The sequence below is a fragment of the Paractinoplanes abujensis genome (assembly GCF_014204895.1).
GTDB lineage: Bacteria > Actinomycetota > Actinomycetes > Mycobacteriales > Micromonosporaceae > Actinoplanes > Actinoplanes abujensis.
In genome coordinates this window covers 308,602-333,160 of sequence record NZ_JACHMF010000001.1, presented here as the reverse complement: position 1 = coordinate 333,160, position 24,559 = coordinate 308,602, and the positions used below count along the sequence as shown (strand labels likewise).

Below are 24,559 nucleotides of genomic sequence, written 5' to 3'. Positions count from 1 at the left end.
GGCGCGACGACGGCCTCAGTGAGTGCCGTCGGCCTGGAAAGTCATTGCCGCGCCGGAGCCGCTCACTGTTACGCGCTCGTCGCCGATGAGCAGCTTTCGGATTGCCGGCCAGGCACGGCGGTAGTCCTCGTCGGTGATGCCCAACGCGGTGACAGCGGCCTTCAGGTCCTTGCCCGTCATGGGCGCCGCTGCTTCTTTGAGCGCCAGCACGACGAACTCGCCCGGGTCGGCCTCGAAACCTTTCCGCAGAGCTTCTGGGTCGACCAGCGACTGGAATCGCAGGGACCCCCGGGCGCAGAGGAACTCGTAGTCGCCGAGTTTGACCTCCTCGTCGCCGCCGTTGTCCCATTTGACCTGGTAGAGGTCACCCTCCTGGGAAACAACGGTTCCCACTCGGATGACTCCGTTTGCCGTGTAGGGCAGTCGAACGACAGCCTGCTCAAGGTTCACGGTTGTCATTTTACTGGCCCGTCGACCCGGGTGCCGTTGCTTCAGTAGCCGGCGTCGTCGAGGGCCTTGTTCGTCAGGTCGCGGCCGATCGTGATCAGGTCGGCGGCGCGGTGGAAGTCCATGATGCCGCTGGTGCTGACCGGGACCGTGATGTGGATGTCGGGTGGCAGGCCGGCCATCCGGTAGCGGGCGATCAGGTCCTGCATCGCGTCGAGGGACAGGCCGAGCACGTCGGAGATGCGCAGGTCGTCGGGGATAGGTGAAGCCGGCGTGGCCTGCGCACTTCTGCTGCTGAACACCTGGCGCAGGCGAGCCCAGGAGGGGGCCGCGGCCGCGCGGACGGGGCTGGCGGGCTCCTGCGCCGGCCGCGGCGCCTGCAGCGACACCGCGACGGTGAGGTCGGCGCCGGAGGCCGCTGTGGGCTCGATCGGGACGGGGTTGAGCAGGCCGCCGTCGGCCAGCAGGCGGCCGTTGACCACGACCGGGGTGATCACGCCAGGGATGGCGATGGAGGCGCGGATGGCCGAGCGGAGCTGGCCTTTCTGGAACCAGACCTCGCGCCGGTTGGTGAGGTCGGTGGCGACTGCCGTGTACGGGATCGGCAGGTTTTCGATCTCGACGTCGGTCAGGAAGTCGTTGAGGTGATTGATCAGCCGGTCGGCCCCCATGGCGCCGGCGGCTGACCATTTGGGGTCGATCAGGCGGAGCACGTCGGGGCGCTTGAGCGCGACGGCCCACTCGGTGAACGCTTTGAGCCGGCCCGCGGCGAAGATGCCGCCGACCAGCGCGCCCATCGAGGTGCCGGCGACCGCGACGATCTCGAAGCCGCGTTTCTCCAGCACCTCGATCACGCCGATGTGCGCGTAGCCTCGGGCGCCTCCCGACCCCAGTGCGAGCGCAACCCGTTGTGACATGTCCCCGATGCTAATCGGCGACCGGCTGGCGTTCGGTGAACAGCAACCCTTCGTCGTCGGCGTCGATCACCACCTGGTGTCCGGGGCGCAGCTCGTTGAACAGGATCTTCTCGGCCAGCGTGTCCTCGACCTCGCGCTGGATCGTGCGCCGCAGCGGACGGGCCCCGAGCACCGGGTCGAATCCTCGGGCGGCCAGATGAGCGCGGGCTCGATCGGTGAGCTCGAGGGCGATGTCCTTGTTGCGGAGCTGGGCCTCGATGCGGTTCATCATGATGCCGACGATCTGCAGCACGTCGTCGTGCCCGAGCGGCGGGAACACGATCGTGTCGTCGATGCGGTTGAGGAATTCGGGGCGGAAATGCTGTTTCAGCGCCTCCCGCACCTGCCGTCCGGGAGCTTCCTCGACCGCGCCGAAACCGAGCGGCACTCCGGAGAACGAACGTGTGCCCAGGTTGGTCGTCATGATGATGACCGTGTTCTTGAAGTCGACGATCCGGCCCTGCCCGTCGGTCAGCCGGCCGTCCTCGAGAATCTGCAGCAGGGTGTTGAACACGTCGGGATGGGCCTTCTCGACCTCATCGAAGAGCACGACCGAGAACGGCTTGCGGCGGACCTTCTCGGTGAGCTGGCCGCCCTCGTCGTAGCCGACGTATCCGGGTGGGGCGCCGACGAGCCGGGACACGGTGGAACGGTCGTGGAATTCCGACATGTCGAATTGCACCAGCGCGTCGTCCGAGCCGAACAGGAAGGCGGCCAGCGCCCGGGCCAGCGAGGTCTTTCCGACGCCGGACGGTCCGGCGAAGATGAACGACCCCGAGGGCCGCCGGGGATCTTTCAACCCGGCCCTCGTACGGCGGATCGCGCGCGACACCGCGGCCACGGCCTCACCCTGACCGACAATGCGGCGGTGCAGTTCGTCCTCCATGTGCAACAGCCGGACGGTTTCCTCCTCGGTCAGCTTGAAGACGGGAATGCCCGTCCAGCCGGCCAGCACCTCTGCGATCTGCTCGTGGTCGACCTCCACCAGCTTCTGGGCCACCGCTTTCTTCTCGTCGTCGCGAATCCGGGCGGCCCGCTCGAAATCCTGGGCGTCGATCGCCGCTTCCTTCTCGCGCCGCAGCCGGGTCAGCGCGGCATTGCGGCCGGGCTCGGTCAATTGCCGGATCCGGGCCCGGGAACCGGCCTCGTCGATCAGGTCGATCGCCTTGTCGGGCAGGAAACGGTCGGCGACGTAGCGGTCGGCCAGAGTCACCGCCGCGGTCAGGGCGCCATCGGTGTAGGAGACCCGGTGGTGGGCCTCGTAACTGTCGCGCAGCCCTTTCAGGATCTCGATGGTTTGCGCGTACGTGGGCTCGTCGACCTGCACCGGCTGGAAGCGCCGGGCCAGCGCCTTGTCCTTCTCGAAGTGCTTACGGTATTCGGTGGTGGTCGTGGCGCCGATGGTCTGCAGCTCGCCGCGGGCCAGCATGGGTTTGAGGATGCTGGCGGCGTCGATCGCGCCTTCGGCCGCGCCGGCGCCCACGATCGTGTGGATCTCGTCGATGAACAGGATGATGTCGCCGCGGGTGTGGCATTCCTTGACGACCTTTTTGAGGCGCTCCTCGAAGTCGCCGCGGTAGCGCGAGCCGGCCACGAGCGAGCTCATGTCAAGCGTGTAGACCTGTTTGGCGCGCAAATTGTCGGGGACGTCGCCGCGGACGATGCGCCGGCTCAGTCCGTCGACGACCGAGGTCTTACCGACTCCCGGCTCGCCCAGCAGGATCGGGTTGTTCTTGGTGCGGCACGACAGCACGACCATGACGCGTTCGACTTCCGGGTCGCGGCCGATCACCGGGTCGAGTTTGCCGTCGCGGGCCAGCTGGGTCAGGTTCACGCCGAACTGGTCGAGAATCGTCGACGGAAGCGCGACGGCCGTCTCGGGAGCCCCTCTGAGCAACGTCAGCACGGCATCGCGTACGGCGTCCGGGGCGGTCGGCAAAAGGCCTTTGTCCTCGCGGATCAGACCCAGCAGGATGTGCTCGGTGCCGATGTAGTTGTGGCCGAGCTGCAGAGCTTCGCGCAGCGACAGTTCGAGCACTTTCTTGGCCCGCGGAGTGAACGGCATGTGAGTGCCCGGAGTGGTGGTTCCTTCCGGCAAGTGGTCGCGAACAATGTCGGCGGTGATGCCGACGGTGCGCAAAGCCTGGCCGGCGATGCCGTCGCCCTCGGCGATGAGACCCAGCAGTAGATGTTCGGTGCCGATGCTGGGGTGGTTGAGCAGGCGGGCTTCTTCTTGAGCCAGCACCACAACTCGGCGGGCCTGGTCGGTGAACCGTTCGAACACGACACTCACGTCCTCGCGGCGAGGGCCCACGCACCTCACCCGGAATAGACGCATGCGTCATCGGAAAAGGGTGAAATGCGCTGAGTCCTAGCCTCTTGGCGTGAACGCGCGGCCCGCGTGGGGGGCCTCGCTCCGCTCGTGCAGGCGCGCTGCCCCCTCAACATACAACCGTCGTCCTACGATGGCCCGGAGGGAGGACAGCGATGACCGGAACGAAGCGACGCCATCCCGTGCCCGACCGAGCCCGCCGCCGTGCCATTCGCGCGCTGGCCGCCCAGCTGGGGGTGGCTTACTCGGTCGCGGCGCGGCTGCTGGCCAACGAACATCGTCAATTGCTGTTCGCGCAGCGCGAACAACGCACCTTCCACGCCCGGGTCCGCGACACCCGCGAGGCGGTGGATCTGCCGCTGGGCCGGGCCGCTCATCTCACGGCGCGTTTCCCCCGTTTACGCACGCCCGCCGGCGTCCTTTACGACGGGCCGGGCCGGCAGACGATCCTGGCCATGCTCTACGCGACGCTGCTGCACGAGTCCCCGCATTTGCGGCCGGCCGCCGAGGAGCTGTCGTGGGTGGCCGAGCTGGGCGAGGAAGCCGCCGTCGACATCACGTGCGTGGCCCTCGACCGGGCGGCCCGCCTGCTGCTCGAAGAAGATTCCTGGCACCTGTGGACACGTATCGAGGCGGCCCTCACCGCGGGCGAGACGGGCACCGACCGACACGTACGGAATGTAGCGATCACGCTCGCGCGGGAACTACGCACGGTAAGCCTGCGCGGCTCGCTGCCGGGCGCACGGCAGACCCTGGACGCCCTGCTGGTCGAGCCGTACCAGGGCCACGCCCCTGGCAAACGACTGCGCTCGGCCACGGTGGTCAAGGTCCACTGGGGGCGCTCGGGCCCGCCTAACGCCTACGAAGTACAGGCCGATCTGCGGTCGAACACCCGGGTTGTTCCGCCCAATACCGCAGGGGACAGCCGTACGGCCTCGGTGTGACCACCACTTAGGCCGCCGGAAAGCGGCGCAGGTGAGGGCCGGCGGCTGCGCGATGGAGGGTGAAGGCCCAGAGCGCGACGCCCAGGGCCAGGACGAGCAGCACGGCGGGGTGCAGGCCGAGCGTCTCCGAGAGCGGCCGAGCGAAGAGTCCGAGCGCGGCGACGACGACCGCGCAGTAGAGAGCGTCCAGGCGGAGCGAGAGGCGGCCCATCCCCCGATCGTAGGGCCGCTTTGCCCGGCCTCGGTATGGTCGAGAGCCGTCGATGGGAACGGGGGCAAGATGTCGGACGACGCTGAGGGGTGGGTCCGGTCGTGGTCGGCGTCGGTCTCGGAGCAGGCGGCCGCCACGCAATCCATGGCGGACCAAGTCAGCCGGCTGGAGTCAACGGCCAGCGACCGTGAACGGCTCGTCCGGGTAACGGTTGACGGGTCGGGCTGTGTGACCGGGCTGGAGTTGGAGCCGGAGGCGCGGCGGTACGACATGGATCGGCTGGCCAAGGAGATCCTGCGGACGATGCGTCAGGCCCAGGCGCGGCTCACCGAGCAGGTCGCGGCGATCGCCGAGCGCACGGTCGGGGTGGACACTCCGACGGGGCGGGCCGTCGTCTCGGGCTTCGAGAGCCGGTTCCCGGTGCGGAACGAGGACGACGATGGGCGATGAGTCGGGCTTCGAGGTTCAGGGCGACGCGATCATGCGGCACGCGTCCACGGTCGACGACGTCGCCGAGCAGGTGGCTCAGGGACGGTCGGCGGCCTCGTCGGTGGTGATCGGGCGGGATGCGTACGGATTCCTCTGCCAGTTGATTCCGTCCCTGCTCGACCCTATACAGGACGCGACCGTGAACGCGCTGCAGGAGGCGACCGACTCGCTGCAACGGGCCAGCGATGACCTGCGGGCCACCGCCCGGGAGTACAACGCGTCCGACGAACGTACGGCTGGGGCGTTCCGGAACGGGTCGGGCCCGTGAGCGATGTGGCCAACCCGCTGATCGCGGAGCGGGAGGACAGCACACGCTGGTTCAGCGGCATCTTCCTGGCCGAGGATGTTGACTCGCTTATGGCGTCCTTCAACGGGGGTGGCTGGATCGACCCGGCCATCGGCGGGATCGCGGCCGGGCTCGACGCGCTGGCCTTCGTCACTGATCCGCTGGGTCAGCTCGTGTCGTGGGGCGTCGGCTGGCTCATCGAGCACGTCAAGCCGCTGTCCGACGCGCTGGACGCGCTGGCCGGGGACCCCGATCAGATCAACGCGTACGCTCAGACCTGGAACAACGTCTCCGGGGCGATGACCGCAGCGGGGACGACGCTGCACGACGGTGCCGTACGGCAGATCACGACCTGGACGGGTGTCGCGGCCAGGTCGTATCGGCACGTCGCCGGCGAACACGAGGCCGCCATGCAGGCGCTGGCCAAGGCGGCCGCGGCGCTCGGGCAGATCACCGCTGGGGCCGGGATGCTCGTGGCGACCGTACGGATGATGGTCCGTGACCTGATCGCCGATTTCGTGTCGGTGCTGGCCGTACGCCTGTGGGAATGGCTGGCCGAGGCGGGCCTGACGCTGGGGCTCGGCACGCCATGGGTGATCGCCCAGGTCAGCACGCTCGTCGGGAAGTGGGTCGCACGGATCGCGAAGCTGCTCGACGGCCTGGTCGGCAGCCTGCGACGGCTCACCCCGATGATGCGCACGCTCGAGAAGACCATCGACGACATCAAGGCGGTGCTGCGCAGGCTGGGCCGGGGCGCCGACACACCGGGCACCACGCCAGCCCGCGACACCCACCTGTTCCACGCCGAGGCCGACCCGCTGCGCCGGCACGGTCCCGCTCGCGAGACCCATCCGGCCGAGTGGGAGGCGGCCATGCGCGAGGCGGAGGAGGCCGGGGTCGAGGTCGTCGTGCGGGACGGCGCGATGGCGTATGGGCCCGCGCCGTCGGCAGGAAGCCCGGGGCAGATGATTCTGGACCCGGACGCCTCCTACGGCGCCCTGCTGCACGAGATGTCACACTTGCGCGACGACCGGGCCGCCGGCTGGGAGGGCATGGCCGGCGCAATGGGCGACCCGCGTGCCCGATACCAGAACGAGGCGCGCGCTTACCAGCAAGAGATCGACTACGCCCGGTCGATCGGGGACCAGGAGTCGGTCGACCGGCTGCACGAGCTGCTGCGGCAGGAGTACGAATACATCTTCGGAGAGGCACCACCATGACGATCCCGCCGCCGCCGGCGCTGCCGCCTGAGCCGCCCGTACGGGATATGACCGTGGGCGAGTTGCGGGCGCTCGTGGAGAGGCGTGACGTCTATCGGGCCAAGGCCGTGTTCGAGCTCGCCGCGCGAGCCGCGGCGGACGACGGCGCGGCCAATGCGCTCGCGGCGTTGAGCCGGTCGGAGCTTCTACAGAACGATCGGCTGCACGGCTACGTGTCGCTGGCCTGGGCGGCGATCACCGGGCTGCTCGCCGCCGAGACGCCGCATGCGCGCGACACGGCGTACGCAGCGTTCGCCGACCTTCCGCCGGGCGACCGCGAGCAGTTTCTCACGTACCTCAGGGTGGAGGCGATCGAGGACGCGCACCCCCGGCTGTGATCAGGCGGCCTTGCGGACGGCCTTCTCCAGTTCGGGGCGCGACATCGACGAGCGGCCGGGCACGTCGAGCTTGCGAGCCAGCTTGAGCAGCTCGGCCTTGGACAGGCCGGCGACGTCGGGCTTCTTCCCTTTCTTGGGAGCGGTGGCCGGCTTCTTGGAGGCGGCCGACGCCGGGGCGGCCGCTCGGCGTTTCGAGGCGGCCTCGACGCTCTTGCGCAGGATCTCGAACAGGTCCGAGGCCGCGGTCGGGTCCGGGGCGGGGTCGGCGGTTTTGACCTTCTTGCCCTTCGACTTGGCCTTGACCAGGTCCTTGACCCGGTCGGTGTAGGTGTCGCGGAAGTCGGCCGGCTTCCACGGCCCGGACATCGAGTCGATCAGCTGCTGGGCCATGTGCATCTCGGCCGGCTTGGCCTTGTTGCGCTGGGGCAGCGAGTCGACCTGCTCGTCGGGGTCGCGTACCTCGTCGGCGAAATACATGGTCTGCAGCACGAGCAGCTTCTTCTCGGGGCGGATGGCCGTGAGATACTCCTTGCCCCGCATGACCAGTGTGCCCACCGCGGCCCGGCCGCTGTCGGCCATGGCGTCGCGCAGCAGGCCGTACACCTTGGCCGTCTCGTCGCTGCCCGGCCCCAGCCAGTACGTCTTCTGGTAGTACAGCGGATCGATGTCGGCCAGCTCGACGAACCGGTGGATGTCGAGGCTCTTGGAGCGGCCCGGCGCCACCGAGTCGAGTTCTTCCTGGTCGAGCATGACGTAGTCGCCGTCGCCGACCTCGGCGCCCTTGACGATGTCGTCGTAGTCGACCTCTTTGCCGGTGCGCTCGTTGATCCGCTTGTACCGGATGCGGTCCGAGGTGCCCTTCTCGAACTGGTGGAAGCTCACCTCGTGGTCGTGGGTGGCCGAATACATCGCCACGGGAACCGACACGAGGCCGAAGGTGATCGCCCCGGTCCAGATGGGTCGCGCCATGCACGGAGGGTTACCCTCGCGACCGCGCCGGAAACGAAACGTCTGAGAACTCGCTGATCAACGCCGGGAACCGGCACAATGCCCCGCGAACGGGCGTATTTTCGCAAATGTGACCCCCAGCGCCACCCCCGCTCCCCGGCCGACCGGGGTACGCCGGTCGGTGGTGGCTGTCGTGCTGGTCGCGCTGGTCGGCCTGAGCGGGACCGCGCTGTCCGCCCTCGCCTTGCGCAACGCCGAGGACGACCGGAACAACCGGGCCGTCGGACAGCGCACAACGATCATCGCGCAGGCCATCTCGGCCGAGGTCGACCGCTACACGGCCTCATTGCTCGACCTGGCCGCGGCCGTCGGGGCCCAGTCGTCACTCGAGGCGGCCGAGTTCACCGCGATCACCGCCGCGGTCGACCGGGAACGGTTCCCCGGCGGCACCGGGCTGGCCATGGTCGTGCCCACGCCGACCAGCGGGGTGGCCGCGCTGCAGGCCCGCTGGCGGCAACTGGGAGCCACCCGGCTGACCCTGCGCCCGAACGGCGCCGCCACGCACCGGTTCGCGGTACTCGACAAGGGGCTGGACGACACCGGCAGCGTGGCCGGGCTCGACCTGTCCCGCTCCCCGCAGGCGGTCGAGGCCATGGACGCCGCCGAAGCCGGTCGCCGGGTCACCGTCAGCCGCACGTACCGCCTGCTCAAGGACTCGGACCGGCCGTTCGAGGAGCGCCAGCTGTCGTTCGTCTTCGTCGCCCCGGTCTTCGCGACCTCCCCCGCCGCGGCCGACAACGGCCGGTTCCGGGGCTGGCTGGTGCTGGGCGTGCGCGGCGGTGACTTCCTCAGCGAGATCGTGGCCGACTCGGCCGGTGTCAGGGTGGCCGTCACCCTGCTCGACGACGGCTCCGGCGACCCCCTGCCCCTGGCCGTCTGGAAACCGGAGATCCCGCTCGACTCGGGCGTCGAACCCCACGAAGCGCCGGTCGAGGTGGCCCAGCGTTCCTGGACGCTGCGGGTCGAGGGCACCACCCGGCTGCTCACCGATACCGTCCAGAGCTTCGACGAGCTGGCGTGGCTGGTCGGGATCGTGCTGACGGCCCTGCTGGTCGCGCTTACGGGCACCATCGCCACGTCCCGCAACCGGGCGTTGCGCCGCGTCGACGAGGCCACCGCGGCGCTGCGCACCGACATCGCCCGCCGCGAAGAGGTCGAACACCGGCTGCGCCAGCGCGAAACCGAGCTCGTCGGGTTCGCCGGGGTCGTCGCGCACGACCTGCGCAGCCCGCTCGCACGGATCATGGGCTACGCCGACTTCCTGCAGGAGGAGGCGTACGACCGGCTCGACGACATGCAACGCGACTTCCTCACGCGGCTGCGCAAAGGCGCCGACCACATGCGCGTGCTGATCGACGACCTGCTCGACTACGCCACCGCCGAGAACCGCACCATGGCCAACGTGCCGGTCGACCTGCACCGGCTCGCCGAGGAGATCACCCGCGAACGCTCCGGTGACCGGCCGGCCGACGTCGTGGTGGGTGAACTGCCGACGATCCACGGCGACCCGACGCTGCTGCGGCAAGTACTGGACAACCTCATCGGCAACGCCATCAAATACACGCCCGCCGATCGTGAGCCCCGCATCCGGATCGGCTGCCGGCCCGAGGGCGAGGGACGCTGGCGCTGCGAGGTCAGCGACAACGGCATCGGCATTCCGGAACGGGATCGGGGGGCGGTGTTCGACGCCTTCACCCGGGTCGGCGGCAGCGAGAACTTTCCGGGCACGGGATTGGGGCTGGCCATCGTGCACCGCATCATTGAACGGCACGACGGCCGCGTCGGCGTCGACGCCAATCCCGAGGGTGGGAGCGTTTTCTGGTTCACCGTGCCCGCGGAGATGCCCTCAAGAACCAGTCAAGAACAGATGTCCTAGCGGGGTGGTGGGTGCTGGCCGTCGCTCCCGCGGGGACCCGGCCGGCCCGAGCAGGGCGCTGGCGCGCCCTGAACGCTCGAGCCGGCCGGGCGACGTGAGTGAGTGGTTGCGCCCCGACCCGAAGATCAACTCAGCGTGCAGGTGATCGGGTCGGGGGTGGTGGCGGGGCCGGTGCCGATGAAGCCGAACGTGGTGCTCGCGTTGGCGGCCAGACTGCCGTTGTGGGCGGCGTTGGTGACCGTGACGGCCGGGGTGGTGAGGACGCCGTTCCACAGGGAGGTGACTGCGGTGCCCGACGGGTACGTCCAGTTCACGGTCCAGCGGGTGCCGGCTGAGGTGCCCGTGTTACGTACGGTGACCTCGGCTTGGAAACCGCCGGACCAGGAGCTCGTGGTCTTGTAGGTCGCCGCGCAGCCGCCGTTGCCGCCCGGAGTGTCGCCGCCCGCGGTCGTCGTCACGGAGCGTGCGGCCGAAGCGGCTGAGACGTTGCCGGCTGCGTCGCGGGCGCGGACGCTGAACGTGTAGGCGGTGGACGGGGTGAGGCCTGTGACGGCGTACGAGGTGCCCGACACGGTGGCGATCACGGTGCTCCCGCGCAGGACGTCGTACGAGGTCACCCCCACGTTGTCGGTGGACGCGGCCCAGCTCAGGCTCACGCCGGTGCCGGTCACGCCGGTGGCCGTGGGCTGACCCGGCGCGCTCGGGGCCGTCGTGTCACCGGGGCCACCCCCGCTGCTGTAACGCTGGCCCAGGCTGATGCCGGTCGTGCTGCCCGCGCCACCCAGCGGCACCTCGTGGTCGAGGCTCACGAACTTGTTGCTGTACTGCCACAGGGCGGGCTTGAGCAGCGCGTACTTCTGCTCGTCCCAGGTCTTCCAGTCGTCCAGCAACAGGCCGCCGGTGTCGCCCGAGTTGGGGTTGAGCACCCAGAACGTCTGGTGCAGCTTGTGCTCGACGATGAGGTCGCGCAGCGCGGTCATCCACTTGTCCTGGCGGGCGTCCTGCCCGAGCCGGCCGCCCCATTCGCCGATCAGCAGCGGCGCGGTGCCGTTCTCGTGGATGTAGAACCAGTTGGGGCGCCACACGTCGTTGGTCAGCGTGGTCTTGTCGAAAGGCTTGTCGAACCACGGCTGGTTGAAGACGAGCGGTCCGTAGTCGTGCGGACTGTAGACGAGTTGGTCCTGGTTCGCGCCCAGGTTGATCGGATAGTCCTTGACGCCGCGCAGGTTGCCGCCCCACCAGTTGTTGTAGTAGTTGGGCGACAGGTCGGGGTTGGTGTTGGGCGAGCTCCAGGTCTTGCCCTCGCGCGGGTAGATCTCCTGCCCCTCGACCAGGATCAGCACCTCGGGGTTGATCGCCAGGATGCGCCGGGCGGCCGTCTCCGCGGTGTTCTTCCAGTTGTCGACGTCGGTCGTGTTGTCCCACTTCGCGCGGGTGGTGTCGTTGGCCGTACCGTGCGGCTCGTTCTTCAGGTCGAAGGCGACGAGCGTGTCGTTGGTCTTCCAGCGCGTGGCCGCCCACTCCCACGCCTGGTAGTACAGCTCCGGCGTGATCGTGCCCTTGTACCAGACCGGATGAATGTGCCCGGAGTTGTCGGCTTCCGCCGAGTGCACGTCGAGCATGACCTTGATCCCGTACGTCTCGCACAGGCTCAGCCAGTACTCGAAGATCTGCAGGCTGTTCTTGCCCTCGAGCTCCGGGTTCGCGTACGTGTTGACGTTGGGCGCGGTGGCTTGGCCGTTCTTCCACTCCAGCAGCAGCTGCGTCGAGATCGGCACCCGCACGATGTTGATGCCGCGGTCCGCCATCGACTTGGTGACCTGCGTGATGTTGGCCGACCAGAGCCCGTGGAAGACGCGTTCGGACGCGTTGAAGCCGAACCAGTTCACGCCGGTCAGCCAGACCGGGTTGCCCCCGGCGTCGACGATCTGGTTGCCGGACACGTGCAGCCAGTCGCTGCCCGCGGCGGCCGCCGCTTGCTGTTGCACGGTGCTGGCTGCTTGTTGATGCACGGTGCTGCTCTCCGTCGCGCCGGCCACACCTGGCCACGCCAGGGTAAGGCCGAGCGCGACGGCCAGGCACTTGCTTGCTCTCTTGAGGAACACATGAACTCCCGGATCGAGGACGGGGATCGGGTTTTCCGGCGCTGCGGGAGCGAGACATCAGTGGGAGCGCTCCCAGCGACAGTATTTAATGAGACTGACATCTGGACAAGACTTTCGACCCCATCGACAAACCTCGCTACAGCTCGTATGGTGCAGGATCGTTGGGAGCGCTCCCAGCAATCCCTCTCCCCCGGAGGTCAGTTCCTCATGGTTCGCATCCCCAAGATCGCGCTTCTGGCGGCCGGCGTTCTCGTGATCGCCTCGGCCTGCGGCACCGCGACGAACTCCACCACCACGGCCGCCCCCGCCTCGGCCGCGCCGGTCACCACCGCCCAGGCGGCGACCAAGTCCACGTGCGAGGCGCTGGGTCAGGCATACGGGAAGAACATGGCGCCCTTCGCCGAAGCCCTCACCAAGTACGTGGCCGACCGCAAGACCATCGCCACCGCGCAGAGCTCGCTGGCCGCCTTCGCCACGGCCGTCCAGGAAGCCACCGCCACCAGCAAAGACGCCCAGATCAAGGCGGACGGCAAACAAGCCGCGGACAAGATGCACGCCAAGTCCACCGACGCCAAGTTCTTCAGCGCGATCAAGACCAGCAAAGACGTCGACAAGACCCTGGGCCCCACCATGAGCGATTGGCTCTCCCCCGTCCAGCGCCACTGCTCCTGACGGCCCGCCCCGGTCCCGCCTCCCGACGGCAGGGCCGGCGACTCACCGCAGGAGCAGCCCGGGCGGCTCAGGCGGCGAACAGCCCGGGCAGGCCCCCGCTGACCGACTGCCGCGCCACCGTGAGCTGGCCGACTGCCACCCGCTGCTCCTCGGCCAGCACTTCGGCGGCCACGTCGGCCACGTACGCCTGCTGGCGCACCCGGACCGCCTCGGCCGACGCACTTTCGTACAGTTCGCGCGCACTTTGCACCGCGTTCTCGCGCCCATCCAGGCCGGTGCCGGGCACGTGCCGCCAGATGGCGTCGAGCTGGGCGGCCGAAAGATCACCCCGCCGGTAGGCCTCCAGCGCCGCCCGCTCGACCAGCCGCCACGGTTCCTCGCCGTCGGGACGCGGCCCGTACTGCGCCTCCCGATACTGATATTCGGCCTCGTCGCGCGCCCGTTCCGCCGAGTCGGCACGGTTGCGGGCCGCGTCCGCCGCGCGCTGGGCCTGCTGCGCCGCCGTGCCGACGGCCTCCACCTCGGCCGCAAGATCCTCGAGCGGCTCGGTCACCACCGGTCCCGGCTCGGCGGCCCGGGCGTGCTGGCGCCGGGCCAGCAGACCCAGCAGAAACAAAAGCGCAGCACCGAGCAGAAACACGTTGACGATGATCAGTGGCATGCGTCCGGTTTAACCACGAGGCGATCCAGCAAACCCGCACTTACGATCGTGCGCATGACCGTACGGAGCCTGACCCAGGTCGAAGCCGAGGAGCGCGCGGCACTCATCGCCGTCGAGCGTTACGACATCACGATCGACCTCACCGACCTGCCGACCGGCTCCGCCGTGACCTGCGTGTCGACGGTGACCTTCGGCTGTCGCGAACCGGGGGCCTCCACTTTCGCCGACTGTGTGGCCCCGATCGTCTCCGCCACCCTCAACGGCGAGCCGCTGCCGCCGGCCGTGGGCGGGCGCATCCCGCTGACCGGCCTGGCCGAGCACAACGTGCTGCGCGTCGAGTCGGTGCAGGCCGACACCACCGACGGGCCGGGCGTGCACAAGGCGGTCGACCCGGCCGACGGTGAGGTCTATGTCTGGACGACGTTCTGCCCCGACGAGGCCCGATACGTTTTTGCGTGTTTCGACCAGCCCGACCTTAAGGCGCCGCACGCTTTCGTCGTCACCGCGCCGACGTCGTGGCTCGTAGGCAGCAACAGCGGCACCCCGGCGGTGGAGGAGCGGGACGGCGCACGGCGCTGGACCTTCCCCGACACTCCGGTGCTCTCCACGTACAACTGCGTGGTCAACGCCGGTCCGCTGCACGAGGTGCGCCGGGAGGCCGGCGGGTACGACCTCGGCCTGTTCTGCCGCCGTTCGCTGGCGCCGATGCTCGACCGCGACGCCGACCGGATCTTCACCGTCACCGAGCAGGGCCTCGCGTTCTTCGGCGACGTCTTCGGCCGGCCGTTCCCGCAGCGCGAGTACAACCAGATGTTCATGCCCGAATTCGGCGGCGCGATGGAGAACTGGGGCTGCGTGACCTGGGAGGACAGGTTCCTGCAGCGCTCCGAGCCGACGCCCGCGGAGCAGGAATCGCTGGCCGTCGTGCTGCTGCACGAGTTGTCGCACATGTGGTTCGGCAACTTGGTGACGATGCGCTGGTGGGACGACCTGTGGCTGAACGAGGCGTTCGCCGAGTTCGCCTGCTACTGGGCCGCCGTCGGCGCGACCCGGCACACCGACGCCTGGGTGGGGCTGCTGGCGAGCGAGAAACTCGTCGCCTACCTGGCCGACCAGGGCCCGGTGTCGCATCCGATCCGTCAACCCGTACGGGACGTCGCCCAGGCCGCGTCCATCTTCGACGCGATCACCTACCCCAAGGGCGCGGCGGTGTTGCGGCAGCTCATGACGTACGTGGGGGAGGACCGCTTCGTAGCCGGGATGCGGTCGTACTTCGCCCGGCACGCGTGGGGCAGCACGACCCTGCAGGATCTGATCGACGCCCTGGCCGAGACCTCGGGCCGCGACCTGAACACGTGGCGGACGGGCTGGCTCGAGACGGCGGGTGTCGACACCTTCACGTTCGAGCCGGGCACGCTGACCGGCAGCGGACCGGCGGGCCTGCCCCGGCCGCAAGTCCTCGCCATCGGTTCTTACGTGTTCGACGACGGACGGTTACGGCGCACCGCGCTGGCCACCGTCGACGTGCAGGGCGCCTCCACATCCGTGGTGATGCCCGAAGATGCCGACTTCTACTTGGTCAACGACGAGGACCTGACGTTCGCGACGACCCGGCCGTCGGCCCGCGATCGGGCAACCCTCGTCACCGCGGCCGGCGCGCTGCCCACCCCGGTCTCGCGTGGCGTCGCCGTGGCCACCCCCGACGAGGCGCTGACCTGCCTGACCTCGGTCCTCACCGGGGAGACGTCGGACGCGGTGATCGAGCCGTACCTGCGACTGGCCGGCAACGCCGCCGAACTGTGGGCGGGCGACGACCGGCTGATGACCGACTTCTACGCGTTGTGTGCGCGGCTGGCCGAGCAGCCCGGCCGCGAACAGGTGGCGTTGCGCGGCATGATCCGTTCGGCGCCGGATCTCGACGCGATCGACCGGCTGCGCGACCGGGCCGGCGACGACATCGACCTGCACTGGCGCTGCCTGATCCGCGCGGCCGAGCTCGGGCAGGAGACCGACTCCCCCGTACGGGATCTGCTCGCCCGCGACCCCGACCCGGACGCGACGTTCCGCGCCCTGGCCGTGCGCGCGGCCCGCCCGGACGCCGACGAGAAGGCCGCGGTGTGGCAGATCCTGACTGTTGACCGGTCCGTGCCGGTGAGCTCGATGAGGGACGTCACGACCGCGTTCTGGCGCCCCGGTCAGGACGCGATCCTGTCCGGTTACGGCGACATGTACCTGCGCCTGCTACCGACCTTCGACCGCGGCGGCATGGTCCCGTCGATGGTCTACTCCTCGCGGCTGCTCCCCCGATTCGGCACCACTGCGGACTTCCCGGCCCAAGCCGAACGGGCCGTCACCGACGCCGCCCCGGTGATCCGCCAGACTGTCCTGGAGTACGCCGACGAACTACGCCGCATGATCCGCGCTCGAAGCGGAGCCGCCCAACCCACGCCCGGCCCGAGCCGCACAACCCGCGCTCAGCCGTGACCTGCCGGGCGCGCGCCCAGCTTTGAACCGCACGACCCTCGCCCGCCGTGTACCGACTGGTCCACACGCCGGTTGGCCCGTCCGCTGCTCGTGGCGCCGGCAGCCATGCTCGGCTGCCGCCGCCTTCCTACTGCCAGTTCTCCACGGTGCTATCGGCTGGTATGCGGAGCGACTCCACCCCCTGCCTCGTTACCTCTCCCGGGGGCTTGCGCTTTCAGCAACCTCCCAGGCGTCATGTTCTCTATTTCGATCGATTTTGTTATAAGGTCTTTGGACGCCACTCGGATCAAGATCATTTAGCCAGCGAACCCGCGATTTCGTACGCAAAGGACACGGGCTCGGACGATGTTGAACAGCGCTGTCATGCTCGCCAAGCAACGCACGCCGGAGCCGGTGCGCGTTCTGGCCCGCCGTGCGCAACTCGAGGCGTACAACACCAAACTGCGGATCACCGTGCCGGTGGAAACCCGAAGCGAGTTCGAGAACGTCTACCACTGCGCGGTCCGCAAGACCGCCAGCCAGTGGATCAAGGCGGTGTTCAGCGACCCGCTCGTCTACCGCCATTCCGGCCTGCTGACGTACGACCCGCGCTTCTACAACTGGAAACACCCGCGTGTGGTGCCGTCCCAGCGGATCGGGCTGTCGCTGTTCTTCCCCCGGCCCCGGTTCGACAAGATGCCGAAGCCGGAGAAGTATCGAGCATTCTTCGTCATGCGCGACCCGCGCGACATGGTGGTGTCGAGCTACTTCTCCACGCGCAACTCGCACGGCCCGATGGGTGACGTGCTCGAAGTGCGCAAAGTGCTGCTCGAAAAACCGCGCAAGGAAGGCCTGCTCTGGCTGATCGGCGACATGGCCCGGAAGAACCGATTCGGCGCCATCCGCTCGTGGATCGACGCGCCCGCCTCCGACGAGGTGCGCCTGGTCAAATACGAGGACCTGACCGGCGAACACCAGGCCACCGAGATGGAAGCGCTGCTGCGCCACTGCGGCATCAATTTGCCCACCGACGACCTGGCCACGGTGCTCGACCGCTACAGCTTCACCAAAATGAACGAACGCCAGGGCACAGCCACGGTCTCCCACTACCGCAAAGGCCAGCCCGGCGACTGGGCCAACCACTTCGACGACGACATCTACGAGGCCTTCAACAAAGCCACCGGTGACCTGGTCAAACGTCTCGGCTACCCGACCTTCGACCAGCAATAGGGCCAGCGCCGCCTGCTCGGGGTTCAGCTGCCGCCGGACGAAGCCGGGACCATCGGGGTGGCCGATGAGCACATCGGCCGGAATTGCGGGGGCTTTCTAGGTAAGGCCGGCCTCTTGGCGCCGAGACGCCGGAGCGGGGCCGGCCGGGCGGGTGGCGGCGAGGGCCCAGGCGACCAGTGCGGGCTGGCCCAGCAGACGCAGCGCGCGCTTGGTGTCGGTGTCGAGGCCGAAACCGTCCTTGCGTTCGACGAATTGGGCGATGTTGCCGGGGAAGACACCGACGAAGAAGGCGGCCACCGCCTTGCCGAGCAGGCCGCGGGCCGGTTGTTTCCAGGTGGCCAGCAGGGCCGTGCCGATCGCCAGTTCGACCACGCCGGAGGCCAGCACCACCTTGTCCGGGTCGGCCGGGAACCAGGACGGGACCTGGGCCTGGAATTCCCTGCGCTGCGTGGTCAGGTGGCCGGCCCCGGCGGTGAGCAACACACCGCCGAGGGCCGCCTGCCCGAGTGCTCGCGTCAATCGGCTCATGCTCCGGACTTGCCCCCGGCGGCGCCGATCAACACCAGGTGAGCGTGGAATTCGACCGCGTCACATTGCTGATCGTGTTGTTGCTTCCCGCGCACGGGCTCCACGTGATGTTCGTGTTGGCGACCGTCAGGTTGCGGAAGCTGATGCCCGACGACGGGGCGAACTCCGCGCGGGCCGCGATCCGGACCTCGCCGCCGCCGCTGATCGTGCCGGAGACCCCGGCGATCACGACGTTGTAGCAGTTCTCGACGAGCACGGAATTGTTGCCCGTGTTGGCGATGTCGACCCGGTCGATGGTCGCACCGCCGCTTTCCGAGACGCAGAAGATGCCCCGGCCGCCGCCGCGCGCCTTCACGGTGCCGACCTTGACGGTGTTCGGGTACGCGTCGCCGACCCGGCCGTTGCGGTTGGCCATCCGGAAGGCGGCATAACCCGTACCGGCGCCGGCGTTCTCCGCGTCGACGGTGCCGACCGTGGCGTTGATGGTCTGGTTGAGCAGCAGGCCCGATTCGCCGACGTTGCGCGCGGTCACGGTGCCGATGGTGATGCCGTCGACCCCGTACGTCTCCATCGCGTGTGAGGACGCCCCGGAGACGTACACGGAATCGACTTTGACGTTGCGGGTCCACTGGCTGGTGTCGCCGCGATTGTCGATGCGCACCCCGAGGCCGGCGCTGAGCCGCATGTCGATCTGGCCGAGCCACACGTTGGTCACGTTGCGCAGGAAAATGCCGTAGATCGGCGCGCCCGTGACGTTCAGATAAGGCACCTCAATGGCGCTGACGCCGCGGGCGTAAATGGGCGCGTAGTCACCGCTGCCGAAGCCGGTCACGTTGATGGTGCCGCAGACCGAGAGCGACGTGTACGAGGCCAGGGAGATGCGGCTGCCCGCGGTCATCGAGCCGTTGCCGCGTACGACAACGCGCTGGATCGACGTGCGCCCGGCCGTGAGGCTGCCGATTCCGGCCTGCACCGCCGCGCGGAAGTCGGTGCCGCTGTAAACGCTCGCCCCGGAGGCGTTGCGCGCCGTCCAGGTGCTGCCGCTGACGGTCACCTCGGACTGGAACGTGCCCGAGCCGCAGCCGCCGGCGGAACCGCCGCTGCCTACCTGCACCAGTTGCCATTGCTGATTGGCGCCGTCGAGGTCACCGTATTGCGCGACGATCGCACCGTCCGCGGTGGACCATTCCCACGTCTCCACGGCCTTGCCGCTGTGCCGATTCAGCAGCCGCACGTATCCCCCGGCGGAATCCTTCAGCGTGAAATGCTGCCGGGTCGTGCCGTTGTCGGTGTTCTGGATCAGCTGGGTGCCGTCGGTGGCGTTGGGCAGTTCGAGCACCAGCCCGCTGTGCCGGCTCTTGATTTTGTAGTAGCCGCTGCCCGCGTCGACGAACTGCCATTGCTGCCAGTTGCCGTCGTTGCGGGTGAACTGGGCGATGCCGGCCCCGGCATGGGTGGCCCGGTTGTAGACGTCCATCGCCTTGCCGCTGTTGCGGTTGACCAGCACGTACCAGGCGGCGGTACTGACCGTGGCCGCCTGGGCCGTGGGCAGGCCGACGAGCACCCCGGCGCCGGCCGGCATCGTGACGACGAGACCGATCAGGGCGGCCCGCCATCGACGCGGTTTGTCCATCTCAGAATCCTTTTCGCATGCTGTTATCGTTCACATAGATAGATGTCCATGCAGTGTGGGCACGCTCCCACGCGATGTCAAGGTGGGGCCGGGCCGTCCGACCTGTCGCAGTGGCGGCACTGCTGGCAGCCACGCTCATCGCGCTGCCGCTCGGCCCGACCCGTGACGACGTCCTGTGTGGACCCGGCTGAATTTTGTCGTACCCGGACGCTAGCTTCGGGGCCATCGAAATCAGTGCTGCGAAAGGTGGCCCCCGAATGCCGGCCGAGACGACGTACCTCGAGCTCTCCGAAGACTCCGGAAGCGCGCACAAGTTCTATGAGGTGACCGTCGACGGCGTGGACCTGACGATCCGGTACGGGCGCATCGGCGATCGGGGGCAGGTCAAGCAGTCGTCGTTCACCACCAACGACAAGGCGCGGGCCGAGGCGTCCAAGAAGATCGGGGAAAAGGTCCGCAAGGGGTACGCCCCGGCGGTGCCGGGCGGCCGGCAGAAACGCGCGGTGTCCCGGCGTCAGATCGTCAGCACCCGCTCGACGGCCACGCGCGCCCCGATCCTGTGGCGCTACGACTCGGGCAGCCCCGCCTTCGGCATCTTCGTCGACGACGACGTGTGCATGGTCGGCAACGAGAGTGGCCTGATCACAACGCTCAGCCACGGCGCCGAGGTGCTGCAGCAGTTCCGGCTGCCCGACGGCGTGAAGTGCATCGTCGCCGACGCGGGCTGGATCTACGCAGGCTGCGACGACGGCAACGTCTACGACCTGTCGGGCAAGGTGCCGCGGCTGGCCTACCGGATCGACCCGTCGATCGACATCTACTGGCTCGACATCCACGACGGCGTGCTCGGCGTCTCCGACTCCGGCGGCGGCATCGCGACGATCGACCACGAGGACGAGTTCCTCTGGCGTCGCCCGGGCCGGGGCAGTTCGGCGTGGATGGTCCGCTGCGACGCCGACGCCGTGCATCACGGCCACTCCAACGGCGTCACGAGCTACGACTGGCGTACGGGGAAGGAATTGTGGAACACCCCGACCGGCGCGGTGCTGTTCGGGTGGCAGGAGCGCGACACGCTCTACGCGGGCACGGCGACCCGGCAGGTGGTCGAGCTGGGTAAGAACGGCACACACCGGCAGACGTATCGCTGTGATGCCCCGGTCTACTCGTGCGCCACGTCCAAGGACGGGCGTTACGTGTTCGCCGGCGACAGCAGTTCGTCGATCTACTGTTTCGACGTCAGCGGCACCCGGCTGTGGAAGCTCGGCACGGGCTGCGGCTCGGCCTACTCGATGCAATATCGCGACGAGCGGCTCTACATCGTCACCACTAACGGCGCGTTGGCATGCATCGACGCGAGCGAGGCGGCCGTTCAGTCGGCGGTGACGGGCACGATTCCCGAGCCGATCGACGTCAAGGCGCCGCCGCGCATGCCCGCCGTCGCGCCGTCGACCGCTGTCGAGGTGATCCACGACGTCGACGGCGGGGTGGTCGTCGAGTGCGTCGAGGAGGGTGGCCGCCTGCGGATCCGGGTGGTCAGCGGCGGCTATCACCGCGACTGGCAGGTGCAGTTCCCCAAGGGAATCCGCGAGCGCGGCAGCCGTTACGTCGTGACGGGTGTGCGGGAGGCCGCCCGCGGAGGCTTCTACCGGACGTACGGGGAGATTCGTCGTTTGCTCTAAAGGGTCACATCGTCGATCTGGATGGTCGGGACGGACGCGGCGGGGAAGGAAGCGCGGACGGTCTTGTCGGTGATCTGCAGGTCGGTGCGGGAGGTGTAGCGGTCGGTGGCGGCGGGGACGGTGGTCCAGCGGGTAACCGGGCCGGCGGTCCGGCCGAAGCGGGACAGGTCGAGGGCGATGGTCTGCGCGGCGCCGGTGTTGACGGCGACGACGACCAACCGGCGGGCCGACCGGTCGTAGGCGGCGGCCGCGTAGCCCACGCCGGTGTCGATGACGCGCATGCCGGGCCGGATGTGGCGGGTGAACTGGGCCAGGACGTACAGCTTGGTCTCGATCGGCCCGGCGGTCAGCGTGCCGCCGTCGTAGCGGATCAGGCCCCAGCCGGCGCTCGAGTCCATCACCTGCCAGTAGACCCAGGCCGTGGGGTGCAGCCAGCGCCAGTCCAGGCACAGGTTGGCGGCGAGGATCAGCCCGGTGCCGTCGCCGTCGCCGGTCTCGGAGTTCCAGAGCACCTTGCCGGCCGCGCGGACGTCGGTGAGGAGCAGGTCGCGGCGGCCGCCCGAACCTTGATAGCCGTGCACGTTGACCTGGCCGATCAGGGCACGGGTGGCCGAGTCGAAGCCGGCGAAGGTGCTGCGGGCGACGTCGTAGTTGGTCTCGTCGGAGGCGGCGATCGTGACGCCGGTCAGGCCCTGGCGGTCCAGCTCCGACCGGAGCTGGGCCAGGACGCTGCGCTGAGTGGTGGCGCCGATGAAGCAGCCCTCCTGGGTGCCGTCGGCGCGCCACCAGGTCGAGGACGGCTCGTTGAACGGGTCCACGCTGCGGAAAGTGACGCCCCAGTTGTCGCGGGCCCGGCGCGCCACGATCGCGAGGTGCGCGGCGTGCTGGGTGTGGTTCCACGACTGCAGGTTCAGGCCGCCGTCGGCTGCCCCGGACGGGTTGTGGTTGAGGCACATCCACCACATCGGGGAATTGGCGAACAGTTCGGTGATCGCGCCGCGCTGGGCCGCCTTGACCCGGGGCGGCGCGCTGCTTGGCGTCGGCGTTCCAGTTCCAGGCGGTCGTCGCCGGGTCGGGGTTGCGCCAGCCCTGCCAGGCGCCGTAGTCGGCGGCAGTGGCGCCGGCGGGGTGGGCAGCGAAGAGCCCGCCCCTCGTCGTTGAGGAGCGGGCCCGATCAGGAGGAGGCTAGACGGAGAGGGTCCAGCTGGTCAGGGTGCCGGTGTCGGCGCGGGCCGCGTCCTGCACGCGCAGGGTCCACTTGCCGTTGGCGGTCTCCGACGACAGGTCGACCGGGTAGCTCTGGTCGATGTTGTCGGTGCCACCGCCGGCCCGGTTGTGCAGCACGTAGGCCGTGCCGTCGGGGGCGATCAGGCTGACCACCAGGTCACCGATGTACGTGTGCTGGATCTTCACGTCGACCGAGCTGGCAGTGGACGGGGTGGCCGCGCACTGGCCCAGCTCGACCTCGCTGGTGACCGTGGTCAGGTCGGGGATCGGCACGGCCGTGGCGTTGGTGACGGTGCAGGCCGCGACGCTGCCGACCTTGACGGTCAGCGGCTTCGAGCGGGTCAGCGAGGCCGCGGTCGCGGTGATGGTGACCGGGCCGCTGGTCCGGGTGGCGTCCGGGGCGGCGCTCACGGTGATCGTGGTCGACTCCCCCGCCGTGACGGTGGCCGGCTCGAACGAGACGGTCACACCGGCCGGGGTGGCGCCGGCGCTGAAGGTGATCTCCTCGGCCTCGCCGTTGACCACTGCGGTGGTCGCCGTGACGGTCGTGGACTCGCCGGGGCCGACTGCGGCGTTGTCGGCGGACAGGGTCAGCGCGAAGGCGTTGCCGTCATAGCATTCCTCGTCGTTGCCGGCCACGTTGACCGAGGTCCACGCGGTCTGCACGGCCTTGTACTCGGCGCTGCACAGGCCGTACAGGTCGGTGGCGGCGGCCAGCGAGTAGGCGCGGGCGGTGTTGGCCGGCGTGGTCGTGTTCACGTAGCCGGTGTTCGAGACGAAGTACGCGTCGAGCGCCCGGAACCAGATCTTCGCGGCTTTCTCCTTGCCGATGCCGGTGACCGGCTCGGCGGCGCCGCAGACCGGCGAGGTCCCGTACGGGGTCGCGCCCGAACCTTCGGCCAGGTTGAAGAAGAAGTGGTTGGCCACGCCGGAGGAGTAGTGCACGTCGACGCTGCGCGTGGAGGTCGACCAGCAGCTGTGGGAACGCCCGTCGAGGGCCGGGTTGTACATGTAGCGCAGCGGCGAGCCGTTGCCGTTGATGTCGATCTTCTCGCCGATGTCGTAGTCGCCCGCGTCCTCGGTGCTGCCGGCGTGGAACTCGACCATGCTGCCGAAGATGTCGCTTGTGGCCTCGTTCAGGCCGCCCGATTCGCCCGAGTAGGTGAGCCCGCCCGGCACCACGTTCTCGGTGACGCCGTGCGACATCTCGTGCCCGGCCACGTCCAGCGCGACCAGCGGCTTGGCGTTGCCCGTGCCGTCGCCGTAGGTCATCTGGGCGCCGTCCCAGAAGGCGTTCACGTACGCGTTGCCGTAGTGCACGCGGGAGGGGACACCGCGCCCGTCGCCGAAGATGCCGTTGCGGCCGTGCACGTCCTTGAAGTAGTCGAACGTGACCGCGGCGCCGAAGTGGGCGTCCACGGCGGCCGACTGCCGGTCGGCGGGTGCGCCTGTGCCCCAGGTGTTGTCGGCGTCGGTGAACGTGGTGCAGGTGCCCGACGTGCGGTTGTTCATGTCGCAAGTGGAACCGTTACCGCGTACGGGATCGATCAGCGTGAAGGACTCCCCGGCCGGCGTCGATTCGAGCGCGACCGGGCCCGAGTAGATGCTGTTCCCGGTGCCCGCGATGTTCTCGATCTCGTCGTACGAGCCGACGACCTTGCCGGTCAGGGCGTCCGAGATGACGTGGAAACGGGACGGGGTCTGACCGTCGGGCTGCCAGCCGGTGATGACGGTCTCCCACGACAGCGTGCCGATGCCGCTGCTCGCGTCGACGAACAGCTCCGGCGTCCCGGCCTGGGTGATCGTGCCCCGGAACTGGCCCTTGGCCGTGGCGGCGGCGCCGGCGGCGGTGACCGACGGCTTGGTGCCGAGGCTGAGCGGTTTGGCCAGGCCGGCCGACGCACCGGCGAACTTCCCGGCCTTCGTACGGATGATCACGTCACCGCCGTAGACGCGCAAACCGTCGTAGGTGCGGGTGTAGCGGGTGATGCCGTTCTTGTTGCTGTAGACCGTGTAGCGGTCCTTGGCCGACTTCTTGATCGCCGATCCGGCCTGGTCGATGAGCGACGAGCCGGGGGTGACCGGCGCGGCGGACGCGGTTGTGGCGGTGGCCACCAGGCCCCCACTGGCCAGGGCGATGGCGCCGGCCAGCGCGACAGCAATTCTCACGTGTTTCCTCCCCACGAGGTACAGACATCCACGTCTGTCTATGCGA

Annotated in this window: 21 protein-coding genes; 10 read left to right on the top strand and 11 right to left on the bottom strand. The window is 69.0% G+C overall.

Annotated features, from left to right (window positions below; genetic code table 11):
- Positions 1-15: 15 nt before the first annotated feature.
- The 3 genes from BKA14_RS01160 to BKA14_RS01150 are packed head-to-tail and all read right to left on the bottom strand — an operon-like array spanning position 16 to position 3,687.
- A complete protein-coding gene (locus BKA14_RS01160; RefSeq protein WP_184949081.1) occupies positions 16-450 on the bottom strand; it encodes a hypothetical protein in 435 nt (144 codons plus the stop codon).
- A gap of 41 nt (positions 451-491) precedes the next feature.
- The gene (locus BKA14_RS01155) at positions 492-1,364 is read right to left on the bottom strand and encodes a patatin-like phospholipase family protein (RefSeq protein WP_184949080.1); all 873 of its coding nucleotides are present in this window, start codon (positions 1,362-1,364) and stop codon (positions 492-494) included.
- A 10-nt stretch (positions 1,365-1,374) separates the two neighbouring features.
- A complete protein-coding gene (locus BKA14_RS01150; protein WP_184949079.1) occupies positions 1,375-3,687 on the bottom strand; it encodes an ATP-dependent Clp protease ATP-binding subunit in 2,313 nt (770 codons plus the stop codon).
- Between the two features lie 203 nt (positions 3,688-3,890).
- On the opposite strand from BKA14_RS01150, the gene BKA14_RS01145 reads away from it, so the two are divergent.
- Positions 3,891-4,679 (top strand): hypothetical protein, encoded by a 789-nt coding sequence (locus BKA14_RS01145; RefSeq protein ID WP_184949078.1) that lies wholly within the window; start codon positions 3,891-3,893, stop codon positions 4,677-4,679.
- 7 nt (positions 4,680-4,686) lie between these two features.
- Here the strand turns inward: BKA14_RS01145 and BKA14_RS01140 are convergent, their stop codons facing one another.
- On the bottom strand, positions 4,687-4,890 hold the full coding sequence (locus BKA14_RS01140; protein WP_184949077.1) for a hypothetical protein: 204 nt from the start codon (positions 4,888-4,890) through the stop codon (positions 4,687-4,689).
- Between the two features lie 69 nt (positions 4,891-4,959).
- On the opposite strand from BKA14_RS01140, the gene BKA14_RS01135 reads away from it, so the two are divergent.
- From BKA14_RS01135 to BKA14_RS01120, 4 genes are read left to right on the top strand one after another with little or no spacing between them, the layout of a single operon-like run.
- A complete protein-coding gene (locus BKA14_RS01135; RefSeq protein ID WP_184949076.1) occupies positions 4,960-5,340 on the top strand; it encodes a YbaB/EbfC family nucleoid-associated protein in 381 nt (126 codons plus the stop codon).
- Positions 5,330-5,647 carry a type VII secretion target gene (locus tag BKA14_RS01130; RefSeq protein WP_184949075.1) on the top strand — a complete coding sequence of 106 codons (318 nt, stop codon included), beginning with the start codon at positions 5,330-5,332 and terminating at the stop codon, positions 5,645-5,647. Before BKA14_RS01135 ends, BKA14_RS01130 begins: the two co-directional genes overlap by 11 nt.
- On the top strand, positions 5,644-6,885 hold the full coding sequence (locus BKA14_RS01125; protein WP_184949074.1) for a WXG100-like domain-containing protein: 1,242 nt from the start codon (positions 5,644-5,646) through the stop codon (positions 6,883-6,885). Before BKA14_RS01130 ends, BKA14_RS01125 begins: the two co-directional genes overlap by 4 nt.
- The gene (locus tag BKA14_RS01120; protein WP_239092849.1) at positions 6,882-7,262 is read left to right on the top strand and encodes a hypothetical protein; all 381 of its coding nucleotides are present in this window, start codon (positions 6,882-6,884) and stop codon (positions 7,260-7,262) included. Before BKA14_RS01125 ends, BKA14_RS01120 begins: the two co-directional genes overlap by 4 nt.
- On the opposite strand, the gene ku is transcribed toward BKA14_RS01120, so the two are convergent.
- Entirely contained in the window at positions 7,263-8,231 is a 969-nt protein-coding gene (gene ku, locus BKA14_RS01115; protein ID WP_184949073.1) for a non-homologous end joining protein Ku, read from the bottom strand.
- A 109-nt stretch (positions 8,232-8,340) separates the two neighbouring features.
- Here ku and BKA14_RS01110 point away from each other — a divergent pair, with 109 nt between their 5' ends.
- On the top strand, positions 8,341-10,146 hold the full coding sequence (locus tag BKA14_RS01110) for a sensor histidine kinase (RefSeq protein ID WP_184949072.1): 1,806 nt from the start codon (positions 8,341-8,343) through the stop codon (positions 10,144-10,146).
- Between the two features lie 125 nt (positions 10,147-10,271).
- On the opposite strand, the gene BKA14_RS01105 is transcribed toward BKA14_RS01110, so the two are convergent.
- On the bottom strand, positions 10,272-12,224 hold the full coding sequence (locus BKA14_RS01105) for a cellulase family glycosylhydrolase (protein WP_184956482.1): 1,953 nt from the start codon (positions 12,222-12,224) through the stop codon (positions 10,272-10,274).
- A gap of 234 nt (positions 12,225-12,458) precedes the next feature.
- On the opposite strand from BKA14_RS01105, the gene BKA14_RS01100 reads away from it, so the two are divergent.
- Positions 12,459-12,923, top strand: a complete 465-nt coding sequence (locus tag BKA14_RS01100) for a hypothetical protein (protein WP_184949071.1) — start codon at positions 12,459-12,461, stop codon at positions 12,921-12,923.
- Between the two features lie 67 nt (positions 12,924-12,990).
- Here the strand turns inward: BKA14_RS01100 and BKA14_RS01095 are convergent, their stop codons facing one another.
- Positions 12,991-13,584, bottom strand: a complete 594-nt coding sequence (locus BKA14_RS01095) for a hypothetical protein (protein WP_184949070.1) — start codon at positions 13,582-13,584, stop codon at positions 12,991-12,993.
- 54 nt (positions 13,585-13,638) lie between these two features.
- Here BKA14_RS01095 and pepN point away from each other — a divergent pair, with 54 nt between their 5' ends.
- Positions 13,639-16,068: an aminopeptidase N gene (gene pepN / locus BKA14_RS01090; RefSeq protein ID WP_184949069.1), complete on the top strand. Its 2,430-nt coding sequence runs from the start codon at positions 13,639-13,641 to the stop codon at positions 16,066-16,068.
- A gap of 345 nt (positions 16,069-16,413) precedes the next feature.
- Positions 16,414-17,277: a sulfotransferase domain-containing protein gene (locus BKA14_RS01085; protein WP_184949068.1), complete on the top strand. Its 864-nt coding sequence runs from the start codon at positions 16,414-16,416 to the stop codon at positions 17,275-17,277.
- 96 nt (positions 17,278-17,373) lie between these two features.
- Here BKA14_RS01085 and BKA14_RS01080 read toward each other — a convergent pair whose 3' ends face one another.
- Both BKA14_RS01080 and BKA14_RS01075 read right to left on the bottom strand, forming a co-directional pair.
- Positions 17,374-17,796 carry a DoxX family protein gene (locus BKA14_RS01080; RefSeq protein WP_239092846.1) on the bottom strand — a complete coding sequence of 141 codons (423 nt, stop codon included), beginning with the start codon at positions 17,794-17,796 and terminating at the stop codon, positions 17,374-17,376.
- A gap of 37 nt (positions 17,797-17,833) precedes the next feature.
- A complete protein-coding gene (locus BKA14_RS01075) occupies positions 17,834-19,438 on the bottom strand; it encodes an RICIN domain-containing protein (RefSeq protein ID WP_438861867.1) in 1,605 nt (534 codons plus the stop codon).
- Between the two features lie 257 nt (positions 19,439-19,695).
- Between BKA14_RS01075 and BKA14_RS01070 the strand changes: the two genes are divergently transcribed.
- Positions 19,696-21,117, top strand: coding sequence for a WGR domain-containing protein (locus BKA14_RS01070; protein ID WP_184949066.1), 1,422 nt, complete (start codon positions 19,696-19,698; stop codon positions 21,115-21,117).
- Here BKA14_RS01070 and BKA14_RS01065 read toward each other — a convergent pair.
- Positions 21,114-22,232, bottom strand: a complete 1,119-nt coding sequence (locus tag BKA14_RS01065; protein WP_260416725.1) for a glycoside hydrolase — start codon at positions 22,230-22,232, stop codon at positions 21,114-21,116. The genes BKA14_RS01070 and BKA14_RS01065 overlap by 4 nt on opposite strands.
- 70 nt (positions 22,233-22,302) lie before the next feature.
- Complete coding sequence (locus BKA14_RS01060; protein ID WP_184949065.1) at positions 22,303-24,513, bottom strand: M4 family metallopeptidase; 2,211 nt, start codon at positions 24,511-24,513, stop codon at positions 22,303-22,305.
- Between the last annotated feature and the right edge of the window lie 46 nt (positions 24,514-24,559).

Coding starts and splice junctions, on each gene's coding strand:
- BKA14_RS01155 (WP_184949080.1), bottom strand. CDS start 1,364: ATGTCACAACGGGTTGCGCTCGCACTGGGGTCGGGAGGCGCCCGAGGC.
- BKA14_RS01145 (WP_184949078.1), top strand. CDS start 3,891: ATGACCGGAACGAAGCGACGCCATCCCGTGCCCGACCGAGCCCGCCGC.
- BKA14_RS01140 (WP_184949077.1), bottom strand. CDS start 4,890: ATGGGCCGCCTCTCGCTCCGCCTGGACGCTCTCTACTGCGCGGTCGTC.
- BKA14_RS01135 (WP_184949076.1), top strand. CDS start 4,960: ATGTCGGACGACGCTGAGGGGTGGGTCCGGTCGTGGTCGGCGTCGGTC.
- BKA14_RS01130 (WP_184949075.1), top strand. CDS start 5,330: ATGGGCGATGAGTCGGGCTTCGAGGTTCAGGGCGACGCGATCATGCGG.
- BKA14_RS01120 (WP_239092849.1), top strand. CDS start 6,882: ATGACGATCCCGCCGCCGCCGGCGCTGCCGCCTGAGCCGCCCGTACGG.
- ku (WP_184949073.1), bottom strand. CDS start 8,231: ATGGCGCGACCCATCTGGACCGGGGCGATCACCTTCGGCCTCGTGTCG.
- BKA14_RS01100 (WP_184949071.1), top strand. CDS start 12,459: ATGGTTCGCATCCCCAAGATCGCGCTTCTGGCGGCCGGCGTTCTCGTG.
- BKA14_RS01095 (WP_184949070.1), bottom strand. CDS start 13,584: ATGCCACTGATCATCGTCAACGTGTTTCTGCTCGGTGCTGCGCTTTTG.
- pepN (WP_184949069.1), top strand. CDS start 13,639: ATGACCGTACGGAGCCTGACCCAGGTCGAAGCCGAGGAGCGCGCGGCA.
- BKA14_RS01085 (WP_184949068.1), top strand. CDS start 16,414: ATGTTGAACAGCGCTGTCATGCTCGCCAAGCAACGCACGCCGGAGCCG.
- BKA14_RS01075 (WP_438861867.1), bottom strand. CDS start 19,438: ATGGACAAACCGCGTCGATGGCGGGCCGCCCTGATCGGTCTCGTCGTC.
- BKA14_RS01070 (WP_184949066.1), top strand. CDS start 19,696: ATGCCGGCCGAGACGACGTACCTCGAGCTCTCCGAAGACTCCGGAAGC.